The organism is Streptomyces sp. NPDC006339, assembly GCF_040612775.1.
GTDB lineage: Bacteria > Actinomycetota > Actinomycetes > Streptomycetales > Streptomycetaceae > Streptomyces.
This window is the reverse complement of record NZ_JBEXQW010000019.1, coordinates 99,109-118,665: the sequence shown is the minus strand read 5'-3', so window position 1 is coordinate 118,665 and position 19,557 is coordinate 99,109. Positions and strand designations below refer to the sequence as shown.

Genomic DNA, 19,557 nt, shown 5'->3' with positions numbered 1-19,557 from the left:
GACGACGGAGGCGGGTGACGGCGGATGCCGTCACCCGCCTCCGTCACTTCTCCACCAGCACGTTTTCCGTCAGCCGCCCGTCCCGCACCGTCACCACCCGGTCCGCCCGCCCCACGTGCGTGCGGTCGTGCGTCACCAGGACCGTCGCCGTCCCCCGCCGCGCCGTCAGCGTGGCGAGCAGGTCCATGACCGCCGCGCCCCGCTCGTGGTCCAGGGCGCTGGTCGGCTCGTCCACGAGCAGCACCGAGGGCTCGTTCAGCAGGGCCCTGGCGATGTTGACGCGCTGCCGCTGGCCGCCGGAGAGCTGGTGGGGGCGGCGGTGCGCCTGCTCGGTCAGGCCGACCGCGTCGAGCAGGTCCCGCGCCCGGGCCCGTACCGTACGCGGACGGTGGCCGGAGAGGTGCGCCATGACCTGGAGCTGTTCGAGCGCGGTGAGCGAGGGCAGCAGGTTGGGCTGCTGGAAGACGATGCCGATCTTCTCGCGCCGCAGCGCGGCCTTCTGCGCCGGCCCGAGGGGCGCGGTGTCGGTGCCGGCCACGACGACCCGGCCGCGGTCGGGGGTGACCAGGGTCGCGGCGACCGCGAGCAGGCTGGACTTGCCGGAGCCGGAGGGGCCGACGACGGCGGTGAGACCGCCCGCCGGGACCTCCAGGGAGACGGAGTCGAGGGCGGTGAGCCGGCCGTCGCCGTCGGGATAGGTCAGGGTCACGTCGTCGAGTCGCAGGCTCACCGGGCACTCCCGAGGGCGGTCAGGGGGTCGACGGCGGTGATCCGCCGGACGGACAGGGCGGCGCCGAGGACGCCGAGCACGATCATCACGGCGGCCGGGCCGAGCACGGTGAGCGGCTGGAGCACGAAGGGCACGTCGCCGCCGCTGATCAGGACACCGATGGCGACCGCGAGACCGGTGCCGAGCAGCGTGCCCGCGCCGAGCATCACCACGGCCTGGCCGAGGGCGTCCTTCAGGAGGTACGGGGTGGAGGCGCCGAGCGCCTTCAGGACGGCCACGTCGGCGCTGCGCTGGATGGTCCAGACGGTGAAGAAGGCCCCTATGACCAGGGCGGAGATGACGAAGAGGAAGCCCCGCATCATCTGGAGCGAGCCGTTCTCGGCCTGGTAGGACCCTATGGCGGTGAGGGCGTCGTCGATGGTCCGCGCCCGTGTGCCGAGGGCCTCGTCGCCGGCCGCCCAGTCCGCGCCGGAACCGCGGAGCACGATGACGGTGGCCTGCTCCTCGGGGGCGCCGCCGTCGCGGCCGGTCTTCCCCCAGTCGTCGAGGGAGATCCAGACGACGGGCGTGTGGCTGTACGAGGCGTCCCCGGCGACCGCGACGACGGTGGCCTCCAGGGGGCCGAGGCGCACCGCGTCCCCGGCCGTGACGTCCAGCTCCTCGGCCGCCGATTCCGACAGGACGGCCCGCCCGGGGCCGAGCCGCCCGCTCTCGGGCGCGAGGCCCGCGCCCGGCTCCGTACCGAAGGCGGAGAGCGCGGCCGTGCGCTCGCCCGCGGTGGCGTCGAGGGTGCGGATGCCGAGCGGTTCGGCGGCCGTCACTCCGGGCCGTTCGCCCCAGCGCCGCCACTGGTCCTCCGTCACCGTGGACCGGGTGAAGGAGACCGACTGCCCGGTGGGCGGGGCGGCGAAGGCCAGCCGGTCGGCGGGCAGTCCGGTGATCGCCGAGATGTTCTCTCGCGCGAGCCCGGCGGTCAGCCCCGAGAGGAGGCCGACGAGTAGCGTGATCAGCACGATCACCGTGCCCATCAAGGCGAATCGCCCCTTGGCGAATCCGAGGTCTCTCCATGCCACGAACATGGGATCAAGCCTGCTGGCCCGGGGGCGTCCCGGGCATCGCGCCACGGATGGCTCCGCAATCAAACTTTCGGTTGAGCCCGGACGGCCGCCCCCCGCCTACGCTGGTGGGGTCATGGATCGTCCCCTCACTCCCGTCCTGCGCGCGCTGCGCCTCTGTCTGCACCTGCTGATGGCGGGGCTGCTCGTCCTCGCGGCGGTGCGCGCCCACACGGCGGTGGGGACGGTCCTCGCGGCGGTCACGGGCGGGGTGTACGCGGCCGGCTCGCTGCTGCCGCCGGTGCGGCGCTCGCAGCGGGCCGCCGCCGTGTGGCTGGGCGTGCTGGCGCTCTCCTGGGGCGTGCTGCTGTGGGCCACCCCGGAGGCGCTGTGGATCGCCTTCCCGCTGTACTTCCTCCAGTTGCACCTGCTGCCGGTGCGCTGGTCGCTGCCCGCGGTCGGGCTCACCGCCTGCGCCGCGATCCTGTCGTACGTGGGGCACGGCGCCGCCCTCAACCCGGGCGTGTTCATCGGGCCGCTGCTCGGCGCGGCGGTCGCCGTCGCGACCGTCCTCGGCTATCAGGCGCTGTACCGGGAGAGCGAGCGGCGCCGCCGGATGGTCGAGGAGCTGATCGCCACGCGGGCCGAGCTCGCGGCGGCCGAGCGGCACGCGGGGACGCTCGCCGAGCGGGAGCGGCTCGCCCGCGAGATCCACGACACCCTGGCCCAGGGGCTCTCGTCGATCCAGTTGCTGCTGCGGGCCGCCGAGCGGGTGCTGCCGGAGGGTTCGCCGGCCGCCGGGCACATCGAGGAGGCCCGGCGGGCGGCGCAGGACAACCTGGCGGAGGCGCGGCGCTTCGTCCGGGCGCTCACCCCGCCGGACCTGGAGCACGGTTCGCTCGTCGGGGCCCTGGAGCGGTTGTGCGGGGCGACGGGGCCGGACGGTCCGCGGGTACGGTGCTCGGTGAGCGGGACACCGGTCGCGCTGCCCACCCCGTACGAGGTGGCGCTGCTGCGGATCGCCCAGTCGGCGCTGGCGAACACGGTCCGGCACGCGGCGGCCGCGCGGGCCGAGATCACCCTGTCGTTCATGGGCGGGTCGGTGACGCTGGACGTGGTGGACGACGGCAGGGGCTTCGATCCGGCCGCCGCGCGGGCGGTGCGGCCGTCCCCGGAGGGCGGCTTCGGGCTGCCGGCGATGCGCTCGCGGGCCGAGTCGCTGGGCGGCACGTTCACGGTCGAGTCCGCGCCGGGCCAGGGCACCGCCGTGGCCGTCTCCCTGCCCCTCCCCCTGCCTCTCGCCCATCCCCTGCCCACCGCCGGAGCCGACGCATGACGATCCGACTGCTGCTCGCCGACGACCACCCGGTGGTACGGGCCGGGCTGCGGGCCGTCCTCGACACCGAGCCGGATTTCGCGGTGGTCGGGGAGGCGGCGACGGCCGAGCGGGCGGTGGAGCTGGCGGCGGCCGGAGGCGTGGACGTGGTCCTGATGGACCTCCAGTTCGGTGCCGGGATGCACGGTTCGGAGGCGACGGCGGCGATCACCGCCGTACGGGACGGGCCGCGGGTGCTCGTCCTGACGACGTACGACACGGACGCGGACATCCTGGCGGCCGTGGAGGCGGGGGCCTCGGGCTATCTCCTGAAGGACGCCCCGCCGGAGGAGCTGGCGGCGGCGGTACGGACGGCGGCGGCCGGCCAGTCCGCGCTCGCTCCGGCGGTGGCGCACCGCCTGATGGACCGGATGCGGACGCCCTCGGAGGCGCTGACCAAGCGGGAACTGGAGGTGCTCCAGCTCGTGGGCGAGGGCCTGTCGAACCAGCAGATCAGCAAGGCGCTGTTCCTGAGCCAGGCGACCGTGAAGTCCCATCTGGTGCACATCTTCGCCAAACTGGGCGTCGACTCCCGCACGGCGGCGGTGGCGACGGCGACGGCCCGCCGGCTGATCCGGCGCTAGACCACGCCTTCGCCCCCCCGCATGCAGGGCGGCGCCGGGGATCAGGCGCCGCTCGGCGTGGCCGGGTCGCAGGTCCGCAGGCCCGTCACGTAGTTGCCGTCCGTGCCGTATCCGGCGAAGGTCGCCCAGCCGCCGGGCGGGATGACGCGGCAGGGCGCCGACTGGCCGTTCGTGTAGACGACCGTGATGGCGACCGTGTCGCCGCAGCCGTTGTGGACATCGGTGTAGCGCCAGCTCTGGTAGTACCGCACGCACTCCGGAGCCGCGCCTTCCGTGGCCGCGGCGGCGGAGGGAGCGGCCGCCAGGGCCGCGAGGAGGCCGGCACCCGTCGCCGCGGTGAGAGCGGCCGATCGCGAGACGCGCTGCAGAAGGTTCGTCATGCGCCGCATCCTCGGGCCCGGAAAAATCTTGCGCAAATCTCTGCAAGAGTTTTCAGACAGAGGGTCCGAATGATCGATTCACCGGCAGGTCGCAGCCATGACACGTGCGGGAAAAGATGTGCGGTCCTCAGGCGCTCCACGGCGCGAAAAAGCCCGTGCCGACATGCCGGCGCCACAGGGAAGCCGTCGTCCGTTCACCGAGGCGGCCGGAGTGCGCCCGGGCACACTGACCGAGAAACATCCCCGCGCAGGGTCACCGCCCGGGCGGCGCCGGGGAAGCGATGCCGCCGACGACGTCGCGGCGCGGGGACCGGGCCGGCTTCAGGCCCCGGCCCGCGGGCCCGGGACCGGCGGCGGTTCGGGGGTCCGGCCGCCGGCCGGGGGCGGGCCGAACAGTTCGACGGCGCCGCGGACGGCCGCGAGGCCGTCGGCGAGCGCGCTGACGGAGCCGACGGCGCCGGCGATCAGCAGGAGCGAGCGGCGCAGCCGCCACACCTCGGGGGCACCGCCGGCCGCCATCGCGTCCAGCGCGGCGAGCTCGTCCTCGGCGATGCCCCGGTCGGCGAACTCCCGCCGGTGGCCCGCCAGCTCCCGTCGGAGCCGTGACACGGCGGCACGCAGCTCGGCCACTCTCGGGTCCACGCCGTCAGCGGTCACTCGCCTCTGCCCCACGCCTCGCAACATGGTGTTCTCCCCCCACGCACGACTGTGTGCCGACCGTCGAGCGGTGGTCGGGCGCCCGGGGTCGCGGGCCAGTTAACTCCCTCGCGCGCCCGGCGCGCCAGCGGGCGGACACAGTTTCAGGCATCCGTGTGGTGCGCCCCCGATGCGGTATGCAGTCCCCATGAATCATGAGACCCCTGGGACGGAAGAGACCCTCGCCGCCCACCCCGCGCCCGCGCGGCCCGCGCCCACCCGGCCCGCCGCCGCCGAGCCGCTCGTCGCCGGGCTGCTGCTGGCCGCCGGGGGCGGCCGGCGGCTCGGCGGCCGGCCCAAGGCCCTGCTGTCCCATCGCGGCCGGCCGCTGGTCGAGCACGCGGTGCGGGTGCTGCGGGAGGGCGGCTGCGAGGTGGTGCACGTGGTGCTCGGGGCCGCGGCCGAGCGCGTACGGGCGGAGGCGCGGCTGCCGGGGTGCGTGCTGGTCGACAACCCGGAGTGGGCCGAGGGCATGGGCTCCTCGCTGCGGGTGGGCCTCGCGTCGCTGGAGGCGGAGGTCCTGCCGGTGGAGGCGGCCCTGGTGTCGCTGGTGGACCAGCCGGGGATCGGCGCGGCGGCGGTGGACCGGGTCCGGGCCGCGTACCGGGGTCCACGGACCCTCGCGGCCGCCTCGTACGAGGGGCGGCGCGGCCATCCGGTGCTGTTCGGCGTGGACCGCTGGGCCGGGATCGCGGCGGGCGCGGTCGGGGATCAGGGGGCTCGGGACTATCTGAAGGAGCACCGGGATGCGATCACGCTCGTGGACTGTTCGGATGTGGCCGAGCCGTACGACATCGACACGGAGGCGGACCTGGTGCACCTGGAGTGAAGGGGGTGGCACCGAGCGCCATCTTGTGTCGACCCAAAGAATCTCGACATCAACAAACCATTGAACTTCCACTATGAGGAAACTAGTATCCACTGTTCAGAAGCGCCTGATCCTCCGTGACGGCGCTCCCGGCCGTATCCCGGCGCCTGTGGCACTGCGTGCCGCATGACGACGCCCGGCGGCCGGATGGCACCGCCCGTGAAGTCCGCTGAAGGAAGTGACAGTTCATGTCCGCACCAGCGCCGTCCTCCCTGGTCGTCGTCGAAGCCGAGCCCCTGCCGCGCCAGGAGGAGGTGCTCACCGACGCGGCCCTCGCCTTCGTGGCGGAACTGCACCGGCGGTTCACCCCGCGCCGGGACGAGCTGCTCGCCCGGCGGGCCGAGCGCCGCGCCGAGATCGCCCGCACGTCCACCCTGGACTTCCTGCCCGAGACCGCGGCGATCCGCGCCGACGACTCGTGGAAGGTCGCTCCCGCCCCGGCGGCCCTGAACGACCGGCGCGTGGAGATCACCGGTCCGACCGACCGCAAGATGACGATCAACGCGCTGAACTCGGGCGCCCGGGTCTGGCTCGCGGACTTCGAGGACGCCTCCGCGCCCACCTGGGAGAACGTGGTCCTGGGTCAGCTCAACCTGATCGACGCCTACACCCGGAACATCGACTTCACCGACCCGAGGTCGGGCAAGTCCTACGCGCTGAAGCCGGCCGAGGAGCTCGCCACGGTCGTCATGCGGCCGCGCGGCTGGCACCTGGAGGAGCGTCACCTCACCGTCGACGGCCGCCCGGTGCCCGGCGCCCTGGTCGACTTCGGCCTCTACTTCTTCCACAACGCCCAGCGCCTGATCGACCTCGGCAAGGGCCCGTACTTCTACCTCCCGAAGACCGAGTCGCACCTGGAGGCCCGCCTCTGGAACGAGATCTTCGTCTTCGCCCAGGACTACGTCGGCATCCCGCAGGGCACCGTCCGCGCCACGGTCCTCATCGAGACCATCACGGCCGCGTACGAGATGGAGGAGATCCTCTACGAGCTCCGCGACCACGCCGCCGGACTGAACGCGGGCCGCTGGGACTACCTCTTCTCCATCGTCAAGAACTTCCGTGACGGCGGGCAGAAGTTCGTCCTGCCGGACCGCAACGCGGTCACGATGACGGCCCCGTTCATGCGCGCCTACACCGAACTCCTCGTCCGCACCTGCCACAAGCGCGGCGCGCACGCGATCGGCGGCATGGCGGCCTTCATCCCGTCCCGCAAGGACCCCGAGGTCAACAAGGTCGCCTTCGAGAAGGTCAAGGCCGACAAGGACCGCGAGGCCGGCGACGGCTTCGACGGCTCCTGGGTCGCCCACCCCGACCTGGTCCCGATCGCCATGGCCTCCTTCGACGCGGTCCTCGGCGACAAGCCCAACCAGAAGGACCGGCTGCGCGAGGACGTCTCGGTGGCCCCCGGCGACCTCATCGCCATCGACTCGCTGGACGCGCGTCCGACGTACGAGGGTCTGCGCAACGCGGTCCAGGTCGGCATCCGCTACATCGAGGCATGGCTGCGCGGCCTGGGCGCCGTCGCCATCTTCAACCTGATGGAGGACGCGGCCACCGCCGAGATCTCGCGCTCGCAGATCTGGCAGTGGATCAACGCGGAGGTCGTCTTCGAGAACGGCCGGAAGGCCACCCCCGAGCTCGCCCGCGAGGTCGCCGCCGAGGAGCTGGCCGCGATCCGCGAGGAGATCGGCGAGGAGGCGTTCGCGGCCGGGAAGTGGCAGCAGGCCCACGACCTCCTGCTGCACGTCTCCCTCGACGCCGACTACGCGGACTTCCTCACCCTCCCCGCCTACGACGAGCTGGTCGGCTGACCGCACAGCAGCCGCCCGGCCCCTGAGAGGCCACGCAAGGCCCCGCCCCCGGTGTTCGCACAGCACCGGGGGCGGGGTCTTTTCGCCCTTTGCACGCTTTTCGATCCATGGTGTTTCACAAGTCACGTAACGCAACCGAGACGCGCAGCTACCTAGCGGTAACAAGCCACGGCATGCGAAATTCCGCCATGCCACCGGCCGGCGGCTGTCCCCACCGCTCCGCGTACGACGCCGTACGCACACCGCAGGAGTACAGCCATGCCTTCGTCCCCTCACCGTGCGCTGCGCGGGTCGCTCGTGCTGTGCCTCGCCGCCGCGCTCTCCGCGCTGACCCCCTCCCCCGCCGCCGCCTCCCCCGGCTCCGGTCCGACCGCCGTCGTCGCCATGGGCGACAGCTACATCTCCGGCGAGGCGGGCCGCTGGCTGGGCAACAGCCTCACCACCAGCGGCAGCCGCAACGGCACCGACCGCGCCTGGACCGGCAGCGGCTACGACCCCTCGCGGGTCTACGGCAGCACGGCGGCCAACGGCTGTCACCGCTCGGACACCGCCGAGGTCAAGAGCGCCGGACCGATCGCCTCCGCCCTCGTCAACCTGGCCTGTTCGGGCGCGACCACCGACCACGTCTTCCGCGCGACGCACGGCGGTGTGGCGTACAAGGGCGAGGCCCCGCAGGCCGACCAGCTCGCGACCGTCGCCGCCACGCACGACGTGAAGCTGATCGCGCTGTCCATCGGCGGCAACGACCTCGGCTTCGCCGACATCATCACCACCTGCGCCACCGACTACATCGTCTGGTACTCCTACTGCCACGACGACCAGCAGGCCGAGGTCGACGCGAAGATCGACGGGGTGATGGCGGACGTCGGCAAGGCGATAGACGAGATCCGGGCCGTGATGACCGGTGCGGGCTACGCCTCCGGCGACTACCGGATCGTGCTCCAGTCGTACCCCTCCCCCATCCCCCGGGCCGCCGAGAACCGCTACTCCGAGAGCGGCTGGAGCCGGACGAACACCGGCGGCTGCCCGTTCTGGGACAAGGACTCCGACTGGGCGCGCGACTCCCTCGTGCCGCAGATCGCGAACCGCCTCAAGGCCGTGGCCACGGCCAAGGGCGCGCAGTTCATGGATCTGCGCGACATGCTGCAGGGGCGCGAGGTGTGCGCGAAGGCCAGCAAGCAGGTGAGCGCGACCGTGCCGGCGTCGGCGGCGACGAGCGAATGGGCCCGCTGGATCGACCAGAACCAGACCCAGGGCCCGCTCCAGGAGAACATGCACCCCAACGCCTACGGGCAGGCGGCCCTCGGCCGCTGCCTCGCCCTGGTCGACGAGCGCCCCGGTGGCAACGTGAGCTGCCGCAACACGCCGGGGACGGGCGCGTCGGGGATGTACCTGACGGCCGGCTGACGTCGGGACTGACGGCGGGGCTGACGTCGGGGCGGGGGCCGGAAGGGCGGGCGGGCCCGGGCGCCCGGGCGACTCGCGCGGTCGCGCCTCGTACGGTCCGGCCTCACGGCAGGCTGATGCCCAGCGGGCCCAGGACCCGGGCGGTCTCGTGGGGGTCGGCTTCCGCCATCGCGTGGACCAGGGCGGCCGAGCCGCCGGGCCAGTCCGCCGCGGCGGCGTCGAAGGCGGCGCGGCGGGACTCCAGCGGGCCGCGCTTGGCCGGCAGGCGGTCGAGGACGTGCAGGGCCCGGGCGGCCCGGGGCACCGCCTCCGGGTCGACGGACTCGCCCCGGGCCCGGAGCTCCTCGGCCGCCCGGGCGCCCGCCACCGGGTCGGTGACGGCCGTGCGGAGCACCGCCGCGGGGGCGGCGGACCAGTCGAGGACACCGAGCAGCGCACGGGTGGCGGCGGCGTCGGTCGCGTGCGCGTGCACGCTGCCCACCGCGCCGAGCAGGCGCCGCCAGGCCGCCTCGGCTCCGTCACCGCCTCCGTCACCGCCGCCGTGGGCGCGCAGCCAGTCGGCGAGGACCCGGGCCGCGACGGCCGGGGGCCAGCCCTGGGCGGCGGCCACGAGGGCCGGCGCGTCCCAGGCACGCGCGGCGGCGGCGTCGGGCACCGCGACCCCGCGCACGCCGAGAAGGTGGCGGACGACGGCGGCGCCGTGCGGGGTCAGACCGAAGGCGTCACCGCTGCGGAAGACGAGCCCGGTCGCGGCCAGCCGGTCGACGACCGCGGCGAGCGCGTGCGCGGGCCTGTCGAGCCGGGCCCGGTCGGTGTCGTTGACGCCGGGCGTGCCGAGCAGCCGGGCGAGCTCCCCGGCGGTCGGGGTGGTGTACGCCGGGGAGGCGGGCGACGGTACGCGGACGGGGGCGTCCTCCAGGGCCGGATCCACCGTCCAGTCCTCGAACTCGGCGGCTCTGCGGGCGACGGACTCGGCGGAGCAGCCGCGCTGGTAGAGGGTGTACAGGAGGTGCGCGGCCTCGCCGCCGTACGCCCCGGTCTCGGGGTCCGGCTCCGCGAGGGCCTCGACGGCGGCGGCGAGCAGGTCGGCGTCGTGCTCCAGGTCCTGTTCCCGGGCCGACCGTGCGTCCTGGTCCCGGGACGTCGGGGCGTCCTGGTCCCGGGCGTCCTGATCCGGCGCGGCCTCGGGCTCCGGTGGCGGCAGCGGGACGGACGGCTCCCCGTAGTAGTCGAGGTGCTCGTCGAGCAGGGCGTCGGCGAGGACGAGATGGGGGAAGTCGTCCGGTCCGGGCGCGAGGTGCGCGTAGTCGCCGACGAGCCCCTCGGCGAGCCCCGCCGCCGTCCAGCGGTCGAGCAGCGCGGCGGCGACGGTGCCGATGCCCTGGGCCACGTCGTGGTCGCTCAGGACCGGCCCGGCGGCCGGCGGCCGCTCGGCATCCCGTACGTACGCCCGGGTCAGGGCCTCGGAGAGGAGCACGTCGGCGAGGGCCGTACGGCCCATCAGGTCCGCCCGGCGCGCCCCGTCGGGCAGCGGCGGCTCCGCCAGGCCGTCCAGCCACGCCCGTACGGCCTCGGGGTCGTCCGGGTCGGTGCCGTCGGCGCGCAGAAGCTGGGCGTACCAGCGGGGCCAGGTGAGGTTCCCGGGGTCGCGCATGGCCCGCTCGAAGTCGCCCGCGGCCTCGCCGATCACGCGCTCGACCCGCGCCCGCCGCTCCCCGTCGAACCGTCCGGCGAGCGCCCGCAGCACCGCCGGGTACAGGTCGAGCTCCTCGGCTGCCGCGCACACGAAGGCGGGCAGGTCCTCCAGGAGCAGCCGCTCCGCGAGCTCCGGCGTGGGCTCGGGCACCCCGGCCGTCCGGTCCGCCCCGCGCAGCGCCAGCAGACCGAGGACGGCGTCGGCGGCGCGGGCCGCTCCGGGACTCCGGAACTCGGGGCTCGCCTCCAGGAAGGCGTCGAGCCCGGTGTTGGTGAGAACGATCTCGGCCACGTTTCCCAGCGTAGTTCCGGGCGGGGCGGGGCGCTCAGACCGTGACGGCGGTGCGCGGGGCGGAGAAGTCGCCCCAGGTGCCGTCGGGGAGCCGGGCGCGGAGGGTGAGGGTGTGGCGGACGCCGGGGTCGGCGGGGACGGTGAGGGTGTAGCCGACGGGGCCGGGCGGAGGCTGGGCGCCCCAGACGATGGTGGTGGCGAAGCGTCCGTTCAGGTGGAGTTCGTACTCCTTGACGGGGGCGCCGGTGCGGGGCGGGGTCCAGGTGAGGGTGATCGCGCCCTTGGTGGCGCGGACGGTGACGTCGGTGGGGGCGGTGTTCGGCCGGGCGCCGGGGGCGGGCGCGGTGGTGAGGTCGGCGGGGTCGCTGTCCGGGGAGGAGTTCTCGGCGGCGTCGCGGGCGCGGACGGTGAAGGAGTAGGCGGTGCCGGGGCGCAGGCCGGTCAGGCGGGCGGTGGTGGCGGTGCCGGGGACGGTGTGGACGCGTGCGTCCGCCTGGTAGACGTCGTAGGCGGTCACCCGGGTGTCGTCGCGGGCGGGGCGCCAGGTGAGGGTGGCGCCGTCGCGGCCGGCCGGGGTGACGCGCAGGGCGGTGGGGCGGGTGGGCGGTGTGCGGTCCTGGGCGGTGGCGGCGAGCGTGGTGGCGGTGACGGCGGCGCTGTCGGCGGAGACGTTGCCGGCGGCGTCGCGGGCCCGGACGGTGAAGGTGTGGGGGGTGGCGGGGGTGAGACCGGTGATGTCGGTCATGAGGGTGCCGGCCGGGAGCTCCTTCACCTTGTGGCCGTGGCGGTAGACGGTGTAGCCGGTGACGGCCCGGTCGTCGGTGGCGGCGCTCCACATGACGTGGACGCTGCTCGCACTGCCGGCGGTGGCGGTGACGGCCGTGGGGACGGAGGGGGCGCGGGTGTCCTCGGCGGGTTCGGCGGCGCCGGAGCAGGCGGTGAGGGTGAGCGTCGAGAGCGTCAACAGGCTTGTGGCGAGCGGGCGTCGCACGGGATGCCTCCGTCCGGCCGGGCGGTCCGTGTCCGTATCCGTGTCCGTGTCCGTGTCCGTGAAAGGTCTGGACCTGTATGACACACGGGTCGGGGGCGCGGCAAGAGTGCGGGGGGACGGAGGCATGGAGGGGGCGTTGTCAGTGGGGTGCGCTTCACTGGGTTCATCACTCTCCGTAGTCGAATCTGGGGGAATCGTGACGGACCGTACGACATATGTGTCCCTTGCCGGACTGCGCGGGCGCGGCTGGAGCGACGCGATGGTCAGCGAGCTGCTGGGCCAGGCCGACGTCCAGGGCCGCGACCCGAGGCGGTGGTCGCCCGCCCCGGTGCGGCTCTATCTCCTCGCGCGCGTCGAGGCGGTCGAGCGCACCCCGGAGTTCACCGCCGGGCGGACCTCCGCCGCGACCGGCGTGGCCGCCGAGCGACGGCGCCGTGCCGTCCTGGCCGCGATCCGGGCGGAACCGATCGAGGTGCCCCGCCTCCCGGCCCCGGAGCTGGAACGCCGCGCGGTGCGCCACCGCCACCTGCTCGGGGCGCGCGGCCCCGGCGGCATCACGGCGGCGGCGATGGCCCGCTGGCAGGTCGGCTACCTCCGCCACGCCCTCTCGCGCTACGAGTCCCTCCTCGACGACCTCTACGGCGACACGGGCCGCGCCGAGGCCGAGCGCCTCCTCCGCCGCCGCCTCTACGAGGCCATCGCCGCCGCCTACCCGGCCCTGGCCCCGGAGTGCCGACGCCGGATGGAGGTGGAACGGTGACCGGGACGCAGCACGCCCGCTCCGGCGCGGCTCAGCCCTGCGGGCCCTGTTCCCGCAGGAGGCGCAGCACCTGGCGGCAGGCGGCCGGGACGGCGAACAGGACACGGCACGCCCAGCCCGGCGGGGTTCAGCCCTGCGGGCCCTGCTCTCCCAGCAGGCGCAGCAACTGGCGGCAGGCGGCCGGGACGGGGGCGATGACCGGCAGGTCGAGGCGGTCCTGGAGGGCGGTGGCGGCGTCGCCGAGCGGGCCGCCGCCGATGACGACGGCCTCGGCCCCGTCCCGTACGACGCAGGCGCGGACGGCCTCCTCCAGGGCGGCGAGCAGCACGTCGGGGCGCGAGGCGAGGTCGCCGGGCGAGCCGGGAGTGAAACGCGTGCCCGTGAACCGGTCGGCGAGACCCAGGCGGGCGACGTGGGCGACGATCGAACCGGCAAGGCGCGGCGTGGTCGTGGCGATCCCGAAGCGCCGGCCACCGGCCGCGGCCTCGGCGAGCGCCGCCTCGCCGATCCCGACGACGGGGACGCCCAGCGTCCCGTGGCCCCACGCCGGGTGGCCCACGCCGGCCGGCCGAGGGCCGGGCGCGAGACCCTCCGGCCCGTACGGCCCGTACGGCGGCGCCGGCCCCTCGGCACCGGCCGTCAAGCCGGGGTGGCACGGCGGCACGGAACCTGCGGGGCCGGTCGCCAGGCCCGCCGCAGGGCCGTACGGCGGCACGGAACCCTCAGGCCCGGACGCCCAGCCGGGGCGGTGCGGCGGCACGGAACCTGCGGGGCCGGTCGCCAGCCCCGCCGCAGGGCCGTACGGCGGCAGGGAACCCTCGGGCCCGGACGCCGCTCGGTCCTCGGCCGCCCGCCAGGGCACCGGTTCGGCATCCGGCGAGCCGTACGGCCCGGGCGCCGCTCGGTCCCCCGCGGGCCGACGGGGGCCCGTCCCGGCACCCGGCGGGTCGTACGGCGGCACCGTCCCCTCGCCCCGTCCCCGCGACCAGCGGGCCCGTAGTTCCGACACGCCCGGGTCGCCGAAGGCGCCGACGACGAGGGCCGTGCAGGCGCCGCCGGTCAGGGCCTCGTGGGCGGCGGTGAGGACGTGGGGGACGGCGGCGCGGAGGGCTGCGGGGGTGGTCAGCATGGACGGGCCCGCGGGGGCCGTGACGCCCCGGACGGGGAGCCCCGCGGCGGACAGGGAGCGGCGGGCGATCGCCGTCATCAGGCGGGTCGTCGCCGTGGAGGTGTTGGGGTTGATCAGCACCACGGCCGCGGCCCCGGGCCCCGCGAGGTGCGCGGGGGCCGGGGCGGCGGGGTGGAGAGGCGGACGGCGGTGGCTCAGTGGACGTGCGCCGCCTTCGCCGTACGGGTCTCGGAGATCTCCTCGCCCGGCTCCATCGGAGCGGTCACCTCGTCGTCGTCCCGGCGCCGGCCGAGGTGGTTGAAGACGATGTTCAGGAGCACGGCGGCGACGCAGCCGGTGGAGATGCCCGAGTCCAGGATGATCTTCGCCGTCTCGGGGAAGGCGTGGTAGAACTCCGGCTTGGTGATCGGGATGATGCCGACGGCCAGCGAGACGGCCACGATCAGCACGTTGTTGTCCTTCTCCAGACCGGCCTTGACCAGGGTCTGGATGCCGCTGGCGGCGACCGAGCCGAAGAGGACGACGCCCGCGCCGCCGAGCACCGGCCGGGGCACGACCGAGATCAGCGAGGCGGCCACCGGCGAGAGGCCCATCAGGACCAGGAAGCCACCACCGGCGGCGACGACGAAGCGGCTGCGGATCCGGGTCATGGCGACCAGGCCGATGTTCTGCGCGAAGGCGCTGCACATGAAGCCGTTGAAGAGCGGGCTGATCGCCGAGCCGAGGGTGTCGGCGCGCAGACCGGCGGCGATGGTCTTCTCATCCGCAGGGCGGTCGACGATCTCGCCGAGCGCCAGCATGTCGGCGGTCGACTCGGTCATGGACACCAGCATGACGACGCACATGGAGATGATCGCGGCGAGGGCGAACTGCGGGGCGCCGAAGTGGAACGGGGTCGGGAAGCCGACGATGTCGGCCTCGGTCACCGGGCTGAAGTCGGTGACGCCGAACGGGATGGCGATGAGGGTGCCGATGACGAGGCCGACCAGGACGGCGACCTGCTTGAGGAAGCCGCGGGTGAAGCGGCGCAGCAGCAGGACCACGACGAGGGTGATGCCGGCGAGCGAGAGATAGGTGGTCGAACCGTAGTCCTTCGCCGCGGGGTTGGGCCCTTGGGCCCAACCGAAGGCGACCGGCAGCAGGGACACGCCGATGAGCGTGATCACGGAGCCGGTGACGACCGGCGGGAAGAACCGCACGAGGCGGGAGAACCAGGGGGCGGCTATGAAGCCGAGGAGTCCGGCGACGATGATCGCGCCGAAAATGACGGGGAGGGCGTCGGCCTTGTCCTTCGTCGTGTCGATGATCGCGAGCATCGGGGCGACGCCGGCGAAGGTGACACCGTTGACGAACGGCAGCCGGGCGCCGATCTTCCAGACGCCGAGGGTCTGGAGGAAGGTGGCGAGTCCCGCGGTGAAGAGACTGGCTCCGGTGAGGAAGGTCAGTTCGGTGCCGGAGAGGCCCACGGCCGCTCCGACGATCAGGGGCGGGGCGACGACTCCGGCGTACATGGCGGCCACGTGCTGCAGGCCGCTGGTGAGCATCTTGATGGGCGGCAGCGTCTCGTCGACCGGATGCTTCTCGCGGTCTTCGGGAGCGGAGCCTTCGTCTGGTGCATTGCGAACCTGGGGCGTGGCGGCCACGGCGGTTCCTCCGGTCGGTTACACGTCGGCGGCGACGAGGATGTCAGGGAGGTGGTGCGATGCGGTGCGGGTGCGAGGGTGCGGCTCGTTGCTCGGTGGTGCGGTGCGCCGGGCGGAGGGGTGCGGCGCGGTGACGGTGCGTCCGGTGGGGGCGGCGGACGCGGGTTCACCGTTCCGGGGGGTGCCGTACGACTGGTGCGTACGGACACCCCCCGGCCCGGCTGCCGTGCACCCCGCTCGGGTGCGCGGCGACCGACCGAGGGCCGTCCCCCTCGGTCGGACTCCTGGGGGAGGATCAGCCCTGGGCCGCGATGCGGGCCAGGCGCTGGGCCTCCGTGCGCGCGTCGCGCGCGATCTCGTCCTCGTCGGCGGTCAGCAGTCGGTTGTTCTCGACGATCTGCTTGCCGTTGACGAAGGACGCGGTGACCGGGGCCGCCGCGCCGAAGACGATGGCGGTGACCGGGTCGGCGATCGACGAGTGGCCGAGGCCGTCGATCTTCCACAGGACGAAGTCGGCGAGCTTGCCCGGCTCCAGGGAGCCGATGCTGTCCGCGCGGCCGAGGACCTGCGCACCGCCGTAGGTGCCGAGGCGCAGGGCCTGGCGGGCGTTGAGCGCGGCCTCGCGGTGGGCGCCGAGGCGGTTGATCAGCAGGGCGTTGCGCAGCTCGGTGTGGAGTTCGCCCGACTCGTTGGAGGCGGTGCCGTCGACGCCGAGGCCGACCGGCACGCCCGCCTTGAGCATGTCGGGTACGCGGGCGATGCCGGCGGCGAGGCGCGCGTTGGACGACGGGCAGTGGGCCACGCCGGTCTTGGTGCGGGCGAACGCCTCGATGTCGGAGTCGTTCATGTGGACGCAGTGCGCCATCCACACGTCCTCGCCGAGGAAGCCGGTGGACTCGAAGTAGTCCGTCGGGCCCATGCCGAACAGCTCGTGGCAGAACTTCTCCTCCTCCACGGTCTCCGAGCCGTGGGTGTGCATCCGCACGCCGAGCCGGCGGCCGAGGGCCGCGCCCTCGCGCAGCAGCTCGGTGGAGATGGAGAAGGGCGAGCAGGGGGCGACGGCGACCTGGGTCATCGCGTCGAAGGAGGCGTCGTGGAACTTCTTCACCGTCTCCTCGGTCGCGGCGAGCGCGCCCTCGGTGGTCTCGACGGCGAAGTCCGGCGGCAGGCCGCCGTCCTTCTCGCTGCGGTCCATGGAGCCGCGGGCGAGGGTGAAGCGGACGCCCATGTCGCGGGCGGCCCCGATGATGGCGCCGGACAGGTCGCCGGAGCCCTTCGGGAAGACGTAGTGGTGGTCCATCGCGGTGGTCACACCACCGCGGGCCATCATGGCGAGGGAGCCCTGCGCGGCGACGCGCACCATCCGCTCGTCGATCCGCGCCCACGTCGGGTAGAGCGCGACCAGCCAGTTGAAGAGGTTGTGGTCGGTCGCGAGGCCCCGGGTGATCCACTGGTAGAAGTGGTGGTGGGTGTTGATCAGACCCGGCGTGACCAGATGGCCGGTGGCGTCGATCCGCCGGACCACGTTCTCGAGGCCCTCGGGCGCCTTGCCGGCACCGATGGACTCGATCCTGTTGTCGGCGACCACCAGGTGGCCGGTGGCGTACTCGGTGTCGTTCGCGTCGACGGTCGCGATCGCCGCGTTCTCGATGACGATGCGCTGGGGGGCTGCCGAAGGTGCTGCCATGGCGGTGCTTCCTTCATTCCAGGGGAGACGGTCGGGCACGGCAGGACCCTAGGAGGATTTGAGTGCCGGGGCCGTGTGACGGCTCCGGGTGCCGAGATGATGGAAGAACAGGTTCAGCAGGACGGCGACGAGCGCGCCGGCGCTGATGCCGGAGCCGAGCACGGTCTGCGCCCAGGCGGGGAATCCGGCGTAGAAGGTGGGAGCGGCGAGCGGGATGATGCCGGCTCCCAGGGCGACGGCCACCAGGATGATGTTGGAGCTGTCGTCGAGGCCCGCTTCCGACAGCGTGCGGATGCCGCTGACGGCGATGGAGCCGAAGAGGACGATGCCCGCTCCGCCGAGGACCGGCATGGGGACGAGCGAGACGACCGCGCCGAGGACGGGGAAGGCGCCGAGGACCAGGAGGGCGCCGCCGGCGACGGCGACCACGTACCGGCTGCGCACCCGGGTCAGCGAGACGACGCCGACGTTCTGGGCGAAGGCCGAGGTGGGGAAGCCGCCGAAGACGGGGCCGAGCAGGGTGGCGATGCCGTCGGTGCGCAGGCCGCGGGTGATGGTCCTGCCGTCGCTGCGCCGGTCGCAGATCTCGCCGAGGGCGAGCATGCCGGCGCTGGACTCGGTCATCAGGACCAGCATCACGATGCACAGGGACAGGATCGCCGCGGGCTGGAACTCGGGGGTGCCGAAGGCGAAGGGGGCCGGCAGCGCGGCGACCGGTGCCTCGCGCAGGGCGGTGAAGTCCGCCATGCCGAAGGGGATCGCGGCGAGCGTGCCGATGAACAGGCCGAGCAGCAGGGCGATCTGCTTGACGAATCCCTTGCCGAAGCGCTGGAAGAGCAGGATGACGACGAGGGTGAAGCCGGCGAGTGCCAGGTACCTCATGGCGCCGAAGTCGGCGGCGTGCCGGTCGCCGCCCTGGGCCCAGCCCACGGGGACAGGCATCAGGGTGACCCCGATGAGGGTGATCACGACGCCGGTGACCAGCGGCGGGAAGAAGCGCAGGAGCCGGCCGAAGAAGGGGCCGACGGCGAGGCAGAACACACCGGCGACCATGACCGCGCCGTAGATGGCGGGAAGCTGGTGTCCGGGGGCGCTGGTCTCGGCGATCGCGAGCATCGGCGCGATGCCGGCGGAGGAGGCGGCGTTGACGAACGGCAGCCGGTTTCCGGCGAAGCGGCCGAGGCCGAGGGTCTGCAGGACGGTGGCACAGCCGGCGATGAGGAGACTGGCGGCGATCAGCCGGGTCATTCCGGCGGCGTCGAGGCCGACGGCCTGGCCGATGATGAGCGGAGGGGTGACGACGCCGGCGTACATCGCGGCGATGTGCTGGAGTGCCGCGGGGACGAGCCGCGAGGCGGGGAGCTTCTCGTCCACGGGGTGGCAGGCGGCCGGGGTGGACGGCGGGGTGGAACACGGGCCTTCGGCGGTTGCCGGCCCCTGTGCAGGCTGTGCCATGGAGGTTCCCTCCGGTCTGGTGCACCGGCCCCGCCCGACTGCGGGCGGGCGGGACCGGTGACGCAGTGCCGCTTAGAGGTTGGTCATGTCGACCGGGATCTGCGCCGTGGCGCCGTCCCGGAGGACGGTGGCCTCGATGAGGCCGTACATGCGGTCCGCGGCGTAGTAGACCTCGTTGTCGTTCTTCAGACCGAAGGGCTCGAGGTCGACCAGGAAGTGGTGCTTGTTCGGCAGCGAGAAGCGGACCTCGTCGATCTCCGCGCGGTGGTTGATGATCCGCGTGGCCATCTGGTAGAGCGTCTGCTGCAGCGAGTACGAGTACGTCTCCGAGAATGCCTCGAGCATGTGCTTCTTGGTCTGCTCGTAGGACCGCTCCCAGTTGGGCATGCGCTGGTCGTCGTCGGTCCAGTTGAACCGCCAGCGGCCCGACACCTGGGTGGCCAGGATGCGGTCGTACGCCTCCTGGAGGGTGGTGTACTTGTCCTTGATGTAGCCCCAGAACTCCGAGTTGGTGGAGTTCATGACGACGAGGTCCTTGAGGCCGGAGATGACCTCCCACTTCTCGCCGTCGTAGGTGATCTGGGTGACGCGGGTCTCCTGGCCCTTGCGGACGAAGGAGTGGTTCACCTCGTCGGCGCCGATGAACTTGGAGTTGGCGTCGGAGCTGGCGATCCGCTCCCAGGCGTACTCCTCGATCCGGATCCGGGCGCGCTTGATCGGCTCCTGGCTCGTCACGAAGTGGCGGGCGAGGTGGATGCCGAACTGCTCGGCGGACTCGATGCCGTACTCCTTGGCGAACGCGAAGACGGTGTTCTTCGTCGTGTCGGTGGGGAGGCAGTTGGCGTTGGAGCCGGTGAGGTGGACGTCGTCGAGGTCACCGGAGAGGGCGACGGAGACGTTCAGGTCCTTGATGTGGTGGGTGGCGCCGTCGCGGGTGATCTTGACGACGCGGTTCTCTGCTTTGCCGTACTGGTTCTGGCCGAGAATCGTGGGCATGTC

At 73.6% G+C, this 19,557-nt stretch carries 17 protein-coding genes; 6 read left to right on the top strand and 11 right to left on the bottom strand.

Annotated elements, in window-relative coordinates; genetic code table 11:
* Positions 1–43: 43 nt before the first annotated feature.
* Positions 44–730 carry an ABC transporter ATP-binding protein gene (locus ABZ135_RS17645; RefSeq protein WP_356696617.1) on the bottom strand — a complete coding sequence of 229 codons (687 nt, stop codon included), beginning with the start codon at positions 728–730 and terminating at the stop codon, positions 44–46.
* Positions 727–1,809 (bottom strand): ABC transporter permease, encoded by a 1,083-nt coding sequence (locus tag ABZ135_RS17640; protein ID WP_356696615.1) that lies wholly within the window; start codon positions 1,807–1,809, stop codon positions 727–729. Before ABZ135_RS17640 ends, ABZ135_RS17645 begins: the two co-directional genes overlap by 4 nt.
* A 112-nt stretch (positions 1,810–1,921) precedes the next feature.
* On the opposite strand from ABZ135_RS17640, the gene ABZ135_RS17635 reads away from it, so the two are divergent.
* Both ABZ135_RS17635 and ABZ135_RS17630 read left to right on the top strand, forming a co-directional pair.
* Positions 1,922–3,121: a sensor histidine kinase gene (locus ABZ135_RS17635; protein WP_356696613.1), complete on the top strand. Its 1,200-nt coding sequence runs from the start codon at positions 1,922–1,924 to the stop codon at positions 3,119–3,121.
* A complete protein-coding gene (locus ABZ135_RS17630) occupies positions 3,118–3,744 on the top strand; it encodes a response regulator transcription factor (RefSeq protein WP_356696611.1) in 627 nt (208 codons plus the stop codon). The genes ABZ135_RS17635 and ABZ135_RS17630 overlap by 4 nt, the downstream gene beginning before the upstream one ends.
* A 41-nt stretch (positions 3,745–3,785) precedes the next feature.
* Here ABZ135_RS17630 and ABZ135_RS17625 read toward each other — a convergent pair whose 3' ends face one another.
* Entirely contained in the window at positions 3,786–4,124 is a 339-nt protein-coding gene (locus ABZ135_RS17625) for an alpha-amylase (RefSeq protein WP_356696609.1), read from the bottom strand.
* A 321-nt stretch (positions 4,125–4,445) separates the two neighbouring features.
* On the bottom strand, positions 4,446–4,808 hold the full coding sequence (locus ABZ135_RS17620; RefSeq protein ID WP_356696607.1) for a DUF5955 family protein: 363 nt from the start codon (positions 4,806–4,808) through the stop codon (positions 4,446–4,448).
* Positions 4,809–4,968: 160 nt separating this feature from the next.
* On the opposite strand from ABZ135_RS17620, the gene ABZ135_RS17615 reads away from it, so the two are divergent.
* From ABZ135_RS17615 to ABZ135_RS17605, 3 genes are all read left to right on the top strand, one after another.
* Positions 4,969–5,649 (top strand): nucleotidyltransferase family protein, encoded by a 681-nt coding sequence (locus tag ABZ135_RS17615; protein ID WP_356696605.1) that lies wholly within the window; start codon positions 4,969–4,971, stop codon positions 5,647–5,649.
* A gap of 227 nt (positions 5,650–5,876) precedes the next feature.
* Positions 5,877–7,499, top strand: coding sequence for a malate synthase A (gene aceB / locus ABZ135_RS17610; protein WP_356696603.1), 1,623 nt, complete (start codon positions 5,877–5,879; stop codon positions 7,497–7,499).
* 258 nt (positions 7,500–7,757) lie between these two features.
* Positions 7,758–8,906: a GDSL-type esterase/lipase family protein gene (locus ABZ135_RS17605; protein WP_356696601.1), complete on the top strand. Its 1,149-nt coding sequence runs from the start codon at positions 7,758–7,760 to the stop codon at positions 8,904–8,906.
* Positions 8,907–9,009: 103 nt separating this feature from the next.
* Here ABZ135_RS17605 and ABZ135_RS17600 read toward each other — a convergent pair whose 3' ends face one another.
* Complete coding sequence (locus ABZ135_RS17600; protein ID WP_356696599.1) at positions 9,010–10,893, bottom strand: hypothetical protein; 1,884 nt, start codon at positions 10,891–10,893, stop codon at positions 9,010–9,012.
* A 34-nt stretch (positions 10,894–10,927) separates the two neighbouring features.
* On the bottom strand, positions 10,928–11,884 hold the full coding sequence (locus ABZ135_RS17595) for a fibronectin type III domain-containing protein (protein ID WP_356696597.1): 957 nt from the start codon (positions 11,882–11,884) through the stop codon (positions 10,928–10,930).
* A 217-nt stretch (positions 11,885–12,101) separates the two neighbouring features.
* On the opposite strand from ABZ135_RS17595, the gene ABZ135_RS17590 reads away from it, so the two are divergent.
* Positions 12,102–12,644: a hypothetical protein gene (locus ABZ135_RS17590; protein WP_356696595.1), complete on the top strand. Its 543-nt coding sequence runs from the start codon at positions 12,102–12,104 to the stop codon at positions 12,642–12,644.
* A 127-nt stretch (positions 12,645–12,771) separates the two neighbouring features.
* Here ABZ135_RS17590 and ABZ135_RS17585 read toward each other — a convergent pair whose 3' ends face one another.
* The 5 genes from ABZ135_RS17585 to pucL all read right to left on the bottom strand — a co-directional run bounded on the left by ABZ135_RS17585 (position 12,772) and on the right by pucL (position 19,554).
* A complete protein-coding gene (locus tag ABZ135_RS17585; RefSeq protein WP_356696593.1) occupies positions 12,772–13,896 on the bottom strand; it encodes an aspartate/glutamate racemase family protein in 1,125 nt (374 codons plus the stop codon).
* 71 nt (positions 13,897–13,967) lie between these two features.
* Positions 13,968–15,317 carry a nucleobase:cation symporter-2 family protein gene (locus ABZ135_RS17580; RefSeq protein ID WP_356696668.1) on the bottom strand — a complete coding sequence of 450 codons (1,350 nt, stop codon included), beginning with the start codon at positions 15,315–15,317 and terminating at the stop codon, positions 13,968–13,970.
* Between the two features lie 394 nt (positions 15,318–15,711).
* The gene (locus tag ABZ135_RS17575) at positions 15,712–17,103 is read right to left on the bottom strand and encodes an 8-oxoguanine deaminase (protein WP_356696591.1); all 1,392 of its coding nucleotides are present in this window, start codon (positions 17,101–17,103) and stop codon (positions 15,712–15,714) included.
* A gap of 48 nt (positions 17,104–17,151) precedes the next feature.
* Positions 17,152–18,558, bottom strand: a complete 1,407-nt coding sequence (locus ABZ135_RS17570; protein WP_356696589.1) for a nucleobase:cation symporter-2 family protein — start codon at positions 18,556–18,558, stop codon at positions 17,152–17,154.
* Between the two features lie 72 nt (positions 18,559–18,630).
* Entirely contained in the window at positions 18,631–19,554 is a 924-nt protein-coding gene (gene pucL, locus ABZ135_RS17565; RefSeq protein WP_356696587.1) for a factor-independent urate hydroxylase, read from the bottom strand.
* Positions 19,555–19,557 lie beyond the last annotated feature (3 nt).